This is a genomic window from Paraburkholderia sp. FW306-02-B (genome assembly GCF_058782725.1).
Genome location: NZ_JBYSXZ010000002.1, coordinates 14,082 through 26,254, shown reverse-complemented (window position 1 = coordinate 26,254; position 12,173 = coordinate 14,082). Strand labels below are relative to the sequence as shown.

General features: G+C 64.1%; 10 protein-coding genes. 2 read left to right on the top strand and 8 right to left on the bottom strand.

All coding sequences use genetic code 11. From position 1 onward, the window contains the following. Positions 1–171: 171 nt before the first annotated feature. Entirely contained in the window at positions 172–777 is a 606-nt protein-coding gene (locus AC3WOG_RS20990) for an MlaC/ttg2D family ABC transporter substrate-binding protein (RefSeq protein ID WP_492579888.1), read from the bottom strand. Positions 778–991: 214 nt separating this feature from the next. Here AC3WOG_RS20990 and hpnN point away from each other — a divergent pair, with 214 nt between their 5' ends. Both hpnN and AC3WOG_RS20980 read left to right on the top strand, forming a co-directional pair. Then, entirely contained in the window at positions 992–3,607 is a 2,616-nt protein-coding gene (gene hpnN / locus AC3WOG_RS20985; protein ID WP_492579887.1) for a hopanoid transporter HpnN, read from the top strand. 2 nt (positions 3,608–3,609) lie between these two features. Beyond that, entirely contained in the window at positions 3,610–4,611 is a 1,002-nt protein-coding gene (locus AC3WOG_RS20980) for an MlaA family lipoprotein (protein WP_492579886.1), read from the top strand. 392 nt (positions 4,612–5,003) lie between these two features. Here AC3WOG_RS20980 and AC3WOG_RS20975 read toward each other — a convergent pair whose 3' ends face one another. The 7 genes from AC3WOG_RS20975 to AC3WOG_RS20945 all read right to left on the bottom strand — a co-directional run bounded on the left by AC3WOG_RS20975 (position 5,004) and on the right by AC3WOG_RS20945 (position 12,047). Beyond that, positions 5,004–5,732 carry a phosphorylase gene (locus tag AC3WOG_RS20975; protein ID WP_492579885.1) on the bottom strand — a complete coding sequence of 243 codons (729 nt, stop codon included), beginning with the start codon at positions 5,730–5,732 and terminating at the stop codon, positions 5,004–5,006. A gap of 3 nt (positions 5,733–5,735) precedes the next feature. Then, positions 5,736–7,760 (bottom strand): squalene--hopene cyclase, encoded by a 2,025-nt coding sequence (gene shc / locus AC3WOG_RS20970; RefSeq protein WP_492579884.1) that lies wholly within the window; start codon positions 7,758–7,760, stop codon positions 5,736–5,738. Then, positions 7,757–9,022, bottom strand: a complete 1,266-nt coding sequence (hpnE, locus tag AC3WOG_RS20965; protein WP_492579883.1) for a hydroxysqualene dehydroxylase HpnE — start codon at positions 9,020–9,022, stop codon at positions 7,757–7,759. The genes shc and hpnE overlap by 4 nt, the downstream gene beginning before the upstream one ends. Positions 9,023–9,026: 4 nt before the next feature. Next, positions 9,027–9,875, bottom strand: a complete 849-nt coding sequence (hpnD, locus tag AC3WOG_RS20960; RefSeq protein ID WP_492579882.1) for a presqualene diphosphate synthase HpnD — start codon at positions 9,873–9,875, stop codon at positions 9,027–9,029. Between the two features lie 252 nt (positions 9,876–10,127). Continuing rightward, a complete protein-coding gene (locus tag AC3WOG_RS20955) occupies positions 10,128–11,066 on the bottom strand; it encodes a sensor domain-containing diguanylate cyclase (protein WP_492579881.1) in 939 nt (312 codons plus the stop codon). After that, positions 11,063–11,686, bottom strand: a complete 624-nt coding sequence (locus tag AC3WOG_RS20950) for a chemotaxis protein CheC (protein WP_492579880.1) — start codon at positions 11,684–11,686, stop codon at positions 11,063–11,065. Before AC3WOG_RS20950 ends, AC3WOG_RS20955 begins: the two co-directional genes overlap by 4 nt. Next, positions 11,679–12,047 carry a response regulator gene (locus tag AC3WOG_RS20945; protein ID WP_492579879.1) on the bottom strand — a complete coding sequence of 123 codons (369 nt, stop codon included), beginning with the start codon at positions 12,045–12,047 and terminating at the stop codon, positions 11,679–11,681. The genes AC3WOG_RS20950 and AC3WOG_RS20945 overlap by 8 nt, the downstream gene beginning before the upstream one ends. Positions 12,048–12,173 lie beyond the last annotated feature (126 nt).

The following is a 12,173-nucleotide window of genomic DNA, read 5'->3' as shown; positions in this document are numbered from 1 at the left end:
CCGCTTTCTTTTGCCTACTTTTCTTTGCGGCGGCAAAGAAAAGTAGGTGCTCCCCCGCACAGGGGGAACGCTAATAAACCAATAAGAAAACAAGGAAAGGCCAACACCGCAGGCACACAACCCATGCCGCCGCCAAAGGCAAAAAAACCAATCAGGCGCTACGCGCAAAAATCACCCAGCGCTCCGCGCATTATGAGCAGTCAAAAATTTAATCAACCCATCAACCCCGCCTTTAGAAAGCTGATCGGCAAACTGCGTTTGATAAACCTGAATCAACCAGGCCCCCATCATATTGATGTCATAAACCTTCCAGCCGGAGGCACCCTTAGTAAGCCGATAATCGATCGAATCATCACCGCCATTACTAATAACGTGCGACTGCACCACCACATCCTTAGCGCCGGCAGGCACATTAACCGGTAAGAACTTAAACTTCACATCCTGATCCCGCAGCTGCGACAACGAAGAAGCATACGTCCGCACGAGCAGGATCTGAAACTGCTCATACAACTGCTTCTGCTGCTCAGGCGAGGCAGTACTCCACGCCTTGCCTACAGCAATTCGCGTAGTACGCTGAAAATCCGTCGCGGGCACAAATCGCGTTTCCACCAATTCGGTGATCTTGTTCATATCGCCACCGCGCGCCTGCGGATCAGCCTTCATCGCGGCAACAGTGCCTTCAACAGCACTCTTCACCACCGCATCAGGCGCGCTTTGTGCATACGCCGCCGTGGACATCACAGCCGCAGCCAGAAAAGCAGACAAATAACGTTTCATACGCTCGTCAACACCTGAGAAGTAAGCCCCGGCAAGCCAACAAGCCGGCAGCAAAAGCAAGATAGACCAGTATACCGAGATTGCGTTCCCGCCCTGGCCCCTTAAGCCCAGCGTCGCACTTGCTGCCGAATACGAGCCGGATCGCGCCGGCTCTGTATACTTGTGCACTTTCGTCAAAAACACCATCCGTGATAAGAAGGCCCCCTCCGCCTACATGCTGAAGTCATCTATCGTCCGTCTCGTCGCCTATTCGGTGCGCCATCCGATAAGCGTCATCGTCCTCTCGCTCGTGCTCGCGGTTCTGAGCAGCTTTTACGTCGTCCATCATTTCAAGATCAACACGGATATCAGCCGTCTCGTCGAAGCCGACAAGGAATGGTCGTCGCCCGGCGATGCACTGGACGCGGCCTTCCCCCAGCGCGGTCAAACCGTGCTGGTCGTGGTCGAAGCCCGCGCCCCCGAATTCGCCGATGCCGCAGCCAATGCGCTCACCGCCGCGCTGAAAGCCGACCCGAAGGAGTTCGTCGCGGTCACGCAACCGGCCGGCGGCCCGTTCTTCGAACACAATGGCCTGTTGTTCCCGTCAACCAATGACGTCATGTCGACCACCTCGCAGCTCGTCCAGTCCCGGCCGCTGGTCAACGCCCTTGCCCACGATCCGAGCCTGACCGGCCTCGCCGGCACGCTCACGACGAGCCTGCTGTTGCCGCTGCAAATCGGTCAGGTGAAGCTCGCCGACATGAGCCATCTGCTGTCGCAAAGCGCGACCGTGCTCGATCGCGTGCTGGCCGGGCAGCCAGCGGCGTTTTCGTGGCGCGCGCTGGTCGACAGGAGCACCGCCACCGATCCGGCGCGCGCGTTTGTTACCGTGCAGCCCGTCGTGAACTACGACGCCCTCGAGGCAGGCGCAAGCGCGTCGAAGGCAATTCGCGACACCGCCGCATCGCTGCACCTGGATACACGCTACGGCGCAACCGTCCGTCTGACCGGCGAACAGCCGCTCGCCGACGAGGAATTCGCGTCGGTCCAGGACGGCGCGGTGCTCAACGGCATCGGCACCTTTATCGTCGTGCTGGTGATCTTGTGGCTGGCGTTGCGCTCGGGCCGCATGATCCTCGCTGTGTTCATCACGTTGTTCGCCGGTCTCGCAATCACCGCCGCGCTCGGCTTGATGATGGTCGGCGCGCTCAACATGATTTCAGTTGCGTTCATGGTGCTGTTCGTCGGGCTCGGGGTCGATTTCGGCGTGCAGTTCGGCGTCAAATACCGCGAGGAACGCAATCGCGACGACCGCCTCTCCGCCGCGCTCGTCCACACCGCGCATAGCATCGGCGTGCCGCTCACGCTCGCGGCGGTCGCGGTCGCGGAAAGCTTCTTCTCGTTCCTGCCGACGGCTTATCGCGGCGTGTCGGAGTTGGGCAAGATCGCCGGTGTCGGCATGTTCGTCGCGTACTTCACCAACATGACGCTGCTGCCGGCGCTGCTGAAAGTCTTCAACCCGCCGGGCGAACCCGTGTCGCCAGGTTTCCCGCGACTCGCGCCCGTCGACGATTTCCTCGATCAACACCGCAAGCCAGTGCTGATTGCGACGCTTATCGTCGTGATCGGCGCAGCGCCCCTGCTCACGCATTTGCGCTTCGACTTCAACCCGCTGCATCTGAAGGACCCGCACACGGAATCGATGGCGACGCTGCTGTCGCTGAAGGATTCGCCGGAAGCGGCGGTCAACAATGTACAAGCGCTGGCGCCGTCGCTGGCGGACGCGGAGCGCATGGCCGCGCATCTGCAAACGTTGCCTGAAGTGGGCCGCGTGACCACGCTCGACACCTTCATTCCGACTGAGCAGCAGCAAAAGCTGATGCTGGTCGCGAGCGCCGCGCAGCAACTCTTGCCCGCGCTGACGCAGCAGCCCGCGCCGCAAGCCACGGACGCGGTGCGCGTCGCCGCGTTGAAACGCGCGTCGAACCAGCTCGCGCTCGCCGCCGACGATCACCCGGGCCCCGGCGCCGCCGAAGCCAGGCATCTGTCGGCGACGCTGCAAAAGCTGGCCGCCGCGGACGCCGCCACGCGCGACCGCGCCGAAACCGCGATGTCGGAACCGCTGCGAATCGCGCTGAAGCAACTGGCGGATCTGCTGCAACCGACCGAAATCACCCGCGACAACCTGCCCAAGGAGATCTCCGGGAGTTGGGTTTCCAAGGATGGCCGCGCGCTCGTCGACATCGCGCCGAAGGTCAAGCCCGGCGCCGATCCCAACGACGACGCGATGCTCGCCCGCTTCGCGCACGCGGTGAAGAAGGCCGAACCGGGCGCGATCGGCGGGCCGATTTCGATCCTGCATTCGGCCGACACCATCATCAAGGCGTTCATGCAAGCGGCCGGCTACGCGCTGCTGACCATTGCGATTCTGCTGTGGATTGCGCTGCGCCGGATCGGCGACGTGCTGCGCACGCTGGTGCCGCTGCTGGTGTCGGCGCTGGTGACACTGGAATTGTGCGTGGTATTCGGCATGCCGCTGAACTTCGCGAATATCATCGCGTTGCCGCTGATGCTGGGCGTCGGCGTAGCATTCAAGATTTACTTTGTCATGGCGTGGCGCAACGGTCAGACTGGCCTCCTGCAGTCGAGCCTCACGCACGCCGTGCTGTTCAGCGCGGCGACCACGGCAACAGCGTTCGGCAGCCTCTGGCTGTCGCACCATCCGGGGACGTCCAGCATGGGACGCTTGTTGGCGCTCTCGTTGTTTTGCACGCTGATCGGCGCGGTGGTGTTCCAACCCGTACTGATGGGCAAACCGCGGCCACGTCGTCCGAAGAAAAAAGGAATTTAAGCATGAAGCTGCGAACCACCGCGCTGGCGCTCGTCGCCACCGGTCTGATCTCTGGCTGCGCGACCGGTCCCGACCGCAAGCCTGGCGACCCGTTCGAACCGGTGAACCGGGTCGTGTTCAACTTCAACGACGGCGTTGACCGCTATGTCGCTGTCCCGGTCGCGAAGGGTTATCAAAAGGTCACGCCGCAGCCGTTGCGCACGGCGGTGAGCAACTTCTTCTCGAATCTCGGCGACCTGACCAACGCCGCGAACAACCTGTTGCAGTTGAACATCACCGACGCGACCGAAGACATCATTCGCTTCGCGTTCAACTCGACCTTCGGCCTGGGCGGTCTGCTCGACTGGGCGACGCCGGCCGGCCTGCCGAAGCACCACCAGGACTTCGGTCTGACGCTCGGCCACTGGGGCATCCCATCGGGCCCGTACCTCGTCTTGCCGCTGTTCGGTCCGAGCACGGTACGCGACAGCATGGGTCTCGTGGTGGACGTGAAGTTCAACCCGCTGAACTACATCGAGCCGGCGGAGCGCAATCCGCTGTACGTGTTGCAGTTCGTGAGCGTGCGCTCCGACCTGCTGGGCGCGACGGACCTGCTGCAACAGGCCGCGCTCGACAAATATTCATTCGTTCGCGACGCCTATACGCAGCAACGCAAAGCGCGTCTGCGCGCCACCGGCGAAGGCGCGGCGCCGCCGCCGAACTACGACGACCAGGACGACTCCGGCGCATCCGCGGCGCCCGCCAAGGGCGCGGCAGCGGGCGCACCGGCGGGCGTGCCAAACTACACAGACCCGGGTGACGCAGGGCAAGCGCCAAACGCCGCCTCCGGAAGCGCCGCAGGCGGTCCGGCGGGCGTACCGAATTACGCCGACCCGGGCGACACGCCCGCGAGCGGCGCGGGTGGCGTGACGCCGGGTGCCCCGGCGGCGGCACCGGCCGCGGCCTCCGGCGCGACAACGCCGACGGACAACAAACAGCCGGCCGCGACACCAGCAGTCCAATAAGCGTCCAGGCACGGCCTCTGCGCGCGCCGCGCGGGGGCGCCCGAAAGCGGGACGCCGCGTAAAACGCGGCGAGTCATGGGGAACGGACTACGGCTTACGAAAGCGAAGACGAAGACAGGCGCGCAGCCCAGGAAGTACCGCCACGGCGCGCGCAGCGCCGCCGGAAGAATGACTGCCTTGTCACCGGCGCGGAGTGTGCGAGAGCACCGATTCCAGATGCTCCACTACCTCCTCCAAGCTAGGGGACCCGCTTAAGAACTAGCGGTGTGAAGCCGCTTTCTTTGCTTACTTTCTTTGCGGCGGCAAAGAAAGTAAGTGCCTGCCCCGCACAGGGGCGAAGCTAATAGACCACTAACAAAACAAGGAAAGGCCAACGTCGTAGGAAAACGGCATCAGCCCCCCATCCGAAAGGCCCCAGCCTCGCCAATCGCATGCCGCGCCTGAACCAGCGAAGTCCGGGCCGCCCGGGCATCGACAGCAACCTGAATCAGCGCCCCAATCTGCGACGGCTGCCGCAGCAACTCCCGCAGAATCGGCGCAAGCGCAGTACTCCCATCATCCCGCAAGCCAGCCGTAGCCGCCGAAGGCAACGTCCGCCAGGCCGGATCGACAATCGCCCGGCACACGGCAAACGGCAAACCATGCGCCGCCGCAGCAGCCCCGGCAATATGCGATTCCATATCAACGGCCAAAGCACCGGTCGAGCGATGCAACACGCGCTTATCGTCAGCGCTGACCAAAGGCGCACTAACGGCAGCCATCGAGCCGCGCCGCAGCCGCGCCACAAGCGGCCCAACTGCCAACGCAGCAGCCAGCCTATCCGCCCATCGCGGATCGGTTTCGAGCCGCCCAAACGGCCCTTCGACCGCGTCCGCGACGATCAGCGTGCCCGGCTCCAGATCGGGCGCCAAACCACCCGCCGTGCCAAAACTAATAATCCCCGAACACCCACGCGCAACCGCCGCGCTCAGCGCGCGCTCGAGCAAATCGGCGCGCGCGGCGTACACCACCTCGACGCCCTTGCCGCGCGCGATGCGCGCCTCGAACGCCATGCCCGTCACCGCGATCACCGGCAAGGTACTGCTGCCGGCGTCGGACAACGGCGTTGTCGAAAGAGGCATCCGTTACATCCCGACCGCGACGCGCGTCAGCCCGTTACGTTTCAGATGCCGGAAGCGTGCCAGCGCCCACAGCGGGAAGAACTTGCGATAGCCGTGGTAGCGCAGATAGAACACGCGCGGGAAGCCGGTCGCGGTAAAGCGCGTTTCGTCCCACAGACCATGCTCGCGCTGTTCGCGCTGCAGATACTCGATGCCGCGCGCGACCGCCTCGTGATTCACCTCGCCTGCCGCCATCAAACCCATCAGCGCCCATGCCGTTTGCGACGCCGTGCTCAGCGCGCGCTCGTAGCCGCGGTAGTCGAGCTTGTAGCTCTCACCGCCCTCGCCCCAGCCGCCGTCGTCGTTCTGGATCGACAGCAGCCACTGCGCGGCGCGCTTGATGCGCGGGTCGTCGTGCGGCATGCCCGCGGCGTTCAGCGAACACAGCGCGGTCCATGTGCCGTAGATGTAGTTCAGGCCCCAGCGCCCGTACCAGCTGCCGTCCGATTCCTGTTCCTTCAACATGTAATCGAACGCGCGTTGCGCCGGTTCACTGCCCACCGGCAGTTCGCCGAGTTGCGCGAGCATCGACAGACAGCGCCCCGATACGTCCGCAGTCGGCGGATCGAGCAACGCGCCGTGATCGGAGAACGGAATGTTGTTCAGGTAGTACTGCGTGTTTTCCGGTTCGAACGCGCCCCAGCCGCCATCGCTACTCTGCATGCCGACCACCCATTCGCGCGCACGCGCAATGGCTTCGCGATCGACATCGGATTGCGTCAGCGCCGCCGAACGCTGCATCGCCATCGCCACCACGGCCGTATCGTCGACGTCCGGATAGTATGCATTGTTGTACTGGAACGCCCAGCCGCCAGGCCGCACGTTCGAACGGCGCGAGATCCAGTCGCCGCGCACGTCGAGAATCTGCAGCGGACGCAACCATGCCAGCCCACGTTCAGCGGCCTGCTCGGCGTGCGCTTCGCCGGTTTCGAGCAACGCATGCGCGGCGAGCGAGGTATCCCACACCGGCGACAAACACGGCTGGCAATACGCTTCGTCATCCTTGATAACGAGCAGCTTTTCGATCGACTGGCGGGCAATCGCGCGATTCGGATGATCGGCCGGATAGCCGAGCACGTCGTACATCATGACCGAATTGGCCATCGCCGGGAAAATCGCGCCGAGGCCGTCTTCGCCGTTCAGCCGTTCATCGACGAAAGCTACCGCCGCGCGCACCGAGCGTTCGCGCGTCGCTTTCGGGAACAGGCCGTCGATCGCGCGCAGCACCACGTCCACACCGCGGAAAAAGCGGAACCAGCCGAGGTGTTGATGCGGTGCTCGCTCACGCATGCCGGTATTGACCGGTGCGCCGCGGAACAGCTCGTCGATGCGCACGCGGCGCGGATTGCGCGCGACCGGCCGCTTCGCGTTGAGCACCAGCAGCGGCACGATCACCGTGCGGGCCCAGTACGACACCTTCGACAGATGGAACGGGAACCACATGGGCAACAGCATGATCTCGACGGGCATCATCGGCACCGCGCGCCACGACACCACGCCGAACAACGCGAGCAGAATCCGCGTGAACACGTTCGCCATTTCCGCGCCGCCGTGCGCGAGAATCGCTTCGCGCGCGCGGGCCATGTGCTCGGCGTCTTCAGGATCGCCGATCATCTTCAGCGCGAAGTACGCCTTCACGCTGGCGCTGATATCGAGCGCGCCGTCGGTAAAAAGCGGCCAGCCGCCGTTCGCCAGCTGGATGCGGCGCAGGTAGCGGGCGATCTTCTGTTCCAGCTCCAGGTTCGGCGTTTCGCCGAGGTAGTGAACCAGCAACACGTATTCGGCGGGAATCGTCGCGTCGGCCTCGAGTTCGTAGACCCAGTGGCCGTCCGGCCTCTGCGCGGCGAGGATCGCATCGGTCGCGCGCGTGATCGCGGCGTCGAGCGAGGCTACGGACGCTTGCGGCGCAACGGCCGGCGCGTCAGGCGACGCATCGGCGAATTCAGGCAGGACGGCGCCCAACTGCTGGGCTTGAGATAAGTCGTTCATCGGCGTTCCATCGGTTGATTCAGCAGCATATCCGCGGCCTTCTGACCGGAGCGGATCGCGCCTTCAATCGTCGCGGGCAAGCCGGTGGCCGTCCAGTCGCCTGCGAGCATCAAGTTATTCCAGCGAGTACGCGTGCCGGGCCGCAGCGTTTCCTGATCAGGCAACGCGGCAAACGTCGCGCGCTTTTCCATCACGACTTGCCAGGCCGGCATCGGTTCGGCCGGCAAACTGGCCGCCTGGGCTACTTCGGCCCAGACGGTTTTCACCAGTGCTTCGTGTGGCGTGTCGAGCCATCGATCCGCGGCGTGGATCGTCACGGAGAGCCGGCCATCGAACGCGAACAGCCAATCGGCAGTTGCATTGAGCAGCCCTGTGATCGGCGGCAAACCAAACGGCGGCTCGACCGCGAAATGCACGTTAGCGGTCGCCGCGAAGCGATTGGGCGCGCGCAAGCCGGGCACGAGCGTCTGTGCGATCTCCGGTGACACCGCGAGGACCACGGCCTGGTTCGCTTCGATCGCAATGCTTTCATCGGCGAAATTCAGCGACGACACACGGCCGGCGTCGGCAAACACAATGTCCTTCAGACGCGAACCGAGCCGGATCGCCGCGCCGCCATGTTGTAACAGACGCAACGCCGGATCGACAAAGGCGCTACCCAGTCCGTTACGCGCCACCAGAGGCCGGCACGCCTGACCGCCGGCAATGACAGTCTCCCTGACCATCGCGGCCGCCAGCTCCGCGGAGGCTTCACGCGGCTCGACGTTCAGCATCGTGAGAAACAACGGCCGCAGCAAGCGGTCCCACAGCGCGCCGTTACAGCGCATGGTCTGCGCCATGCTGCGGCCAGGTTTGGCGAACAGCAGCGGCGCGAGCGCCAGATAGTCGGTCGGGCCTGTGTTCGGCACGCGTGCGTTCGGATCGAAGATCCACCAGGGCAAGCGGCCCGGCGACATGCGCACGGTCCAGCGTGCCCGCGTGGCCAGATCCACGAACGGATAGTCGGGCTGGGCCGGTCCGGTCAGTTCATCGGCGGCGCCGATCGCACGCACGTAGTTAAGCGTCGCGTAGTTGCCGGACAGGACCAGATGGTTGCCGCTGTCGATGGTCGCGCCCAACGTACTGTCGTAATACGAACGGCAACGGCCTCCCGCCTGGGGCAACGCTTCATGCAGCACGACTTGCGCGCCGCGGCGCTGCAATTGCACCGCCGCGGCCAGACCGGCGAGGCCCGCGCCGATCACATGTACGAGCTTTTGCATCAGCTCAGAAGAGCGCGTAACGCGCGACGATCCACAGCAGGCGCAGGCGCGGCTTGCTGACCTTCGTACGCGGAATGTCGAAGCCGCGATCGAGCGTGCGTTCGAGCAGCACGCGATAGACGCCCGACATGATGCGCGGCGCACGGACGTGATTGCGCGGCTCGCGGTCCATGATTGCGTCGGAGGCGGCGAAATGCTTCTTGGCGCGCTCGGCGAGCGTCGCGCACACGCGCGGCAGCGACGGATCGTCGGCGATCTGCGTCGGGCTCGTCACGGCGATGCCCTCGCGCGCCAGCAATTCGTGCGGCAGGTAGCAGCGGTTGATACCGGCGTCTTCGTCGATATCGCGCAGGATGTTGGTCAGTTGCAGCGCGCGGCCCAAGTGGTGCGACAGCAGGCGGCCGGGCTCGTCCTGCATCCCGAATATCCTCACAGATAGACGGCCGGCTGCGCTCGCGACACGGTCGCAGTACAGATCGAGCGTGGCTTCATCGGGCGCGCAAATGTCGGCGGCGGCGTCCATCGCCATGCCGTCGATCATCGCGTGAAAATCTTCGCGCTGCAGGTGAAACGTATGAATGTGCCGCGTCAACGCGCGCAACGAAGCGCGCGGCGCACCGGCATAGCACGCGTCGATGTCGGCCCGCCAGCGCTCGAGCGCGGCGGCGCGTTCGGCGCGCGGCATGTCGCTGTCGGCGATATCGTCGACAGCACGGCAGAAGGCGTAGACCCGATACATCGCGTCGCGCTGCGCGGCCGGCAGGATGCGCATCGCGAGATAGAACGAGCTGCCGGACGTGGCGGCAGCGGCGTCGATTTCTGTATCGTCCACGACAAGATTGGAAACAGCCAAGACGATCTCCGCTGGAGGCGCCCGCTGAAAGGCGTTCAAGAAGTTTTAATGCCTACCCGCAGGGCAAGCGGCCCGCGCGCGCGGACACGCGCGAAACACCCGGCAGGGATGCCGGAAACGGCGAAAAGTATAACAACGTTTGTGAGATGCCGCAGTTCTGGGGACGAATAAGGGGTCTGAAGCGGGCCCGCACTTGGCGGCGGCCTCGCATCCGATCGCACGCGGCGCGGGCAAAAACCGCCGGCGTCCGCGTCAAATAAATGCAACCGACCGGTTGCGCCCCTGCCGCTTCGCGCTGTAAAGCGCCGCGTCGGCTTCGTTGATCAGCACGTCGTACGCCGGCACGCCCACGCGCGCCGCCGCGCCGCCGACACTCGCCGTCACCGGCACGCTCGTGCCCTGCACTTCGACCGGCGTGTCGCTAATCGTCTGGCGAATCTTTTCCGCCACCCGCATCGCGTCTTCGAGCGGCGTACACGGCAACAGCAAGGCGAACTCCTCGCCGCCGAAACGCCCAAAGGTGTCCTGCGCCCGCACCACCTCGGCGACTCGCTGCGCCATCACGCGCAACACCGTATCGCCGACACCGTGACCGAACTGGTCGTTGATCTTCTTGAAGTGATCGAGATCGAATAGCAGCACGGACATGTCGCCGCCGTAGCGCTGCCAGCGCGTGTATTCGTCGCGCAGGCGCGCTTCGAAGTAACGGCGATTGGCGATACCCGTCAGACCGTCGCGGTCCGCATATTCCTGCAGCTTCGCGACCGCCTCCTCGCGCTCGCGTTGCACGATGCTGACGTGCGTGACATCCGAGATGGTCACGCATACGGCCACCACTTCGCGATCGCGCATAAGCGGCATGAACGTGCAGTCCTGCTGCATGAAATCGACGCCGCCGGTAATCGGCCGGTCGTGATCGAACTTGAACAGATACGGGCGCTGTTCCCATGAACTGAACGCGAAACTGCCAAGCTGGAACACGCTTTCGATCTTGCGCGACAGCCACACGCGCGGCAGTTCGGGAAAATGCGTGAAGAGCGATTTGCCGACCACCTGTTCCGGCGACAAACCGCTGTGATCCTGCATGAACCGATTCCACATCAACACGTTCATCTCGCGATCGAGCACGAAGATGCCGAAGCCGACACGTTCGACTACCAGATCGCTCAACGAATCAGCGGACACATTCATAAGCTGGACAGGAGGGCGTCGAGCGCCTCGTTCATGTGGCGGATCGATTCTTCGGCCATCAGCATCACGAGATGCGCGCGGAAGCTCTGGTCTTCGAGGGCGAAATTCACTTCGACCAGCAACGCGACTTCCCATTGCAGCACGCCGGGCTGGAACACGTCGTCGAGCGTCATGGCTTCGCCGAGCAGACCGGGCGCCGAGAAAACCGGTGTGCGGCCGAGCTGGTCGAGAATGCACGACACGCACGCGCCCGTCAGCACGTTCGCGACATCGAACACGAGTTCGTTCTGGCTCACCGTCTCGTAGGTGGAGCGCGCGTACGGGTCGCTCACAAGCGAACACAGCTGCTCGATGCTGTCGCTGCGGCAGATCACCAACGCCTCGCCCTTGATATCGGAGCGAAAGCCCTGGCGCACCGCGCTGACCGTGTCTTCGATCCCGGTCATCTCGCGCAGCGCCTGCGCGGCTTCGCTCACCGCCACCATCTTCACACGCGGCACCGACAATTCGATGAACGCGTCGAGCAGCCGGGCGAGGCGCGTCGCGGCTTGGCCCATCGCCAGATTGGCGACCTCTTGCAGCGCGTCGCGCCGGTCTTCGTTGAGGACTGGCTCAGACATACAACCCGTACTCCTGGAGGATGGGTAGTACCGCCTCGGGCGTGACGGGCTTGGCGATGAACGCCGCGGCGCCGAGCGCGCGCACGCGCGACTGGGCCATCGGCTGAACATCGGCGGAGACGACGATCACGAAGGTGTTCAGATCCTCATGCTGCAATGCTTCCAGCACCTGATAGCCGGTCATGTCCGGCATCGTCAGGTCGAGGAACATCACCGACGCTTTGCCTTCGCGATACAGAGCGAGCGCCTCGCGCCCGTTCGTTGCGTAGGTCACGTCGACATCCCAGTCCGGCGGCAATGCCTTGGTGAGCACCTTTCGGGCAAGCAACGAATCATCGGCGATCACAATAGGCAAAGGCATGGGCAGGTCGGGAAAGCGAAATTAGCTCTTGCGCGTTAACGGCGGGTAGCGGCGATTTCTTTAGCGCGGGGTCTGTCGACCGGCGGCAAGAAGGACTGATAGAACTGATGCTTGCGGGAATTCAGG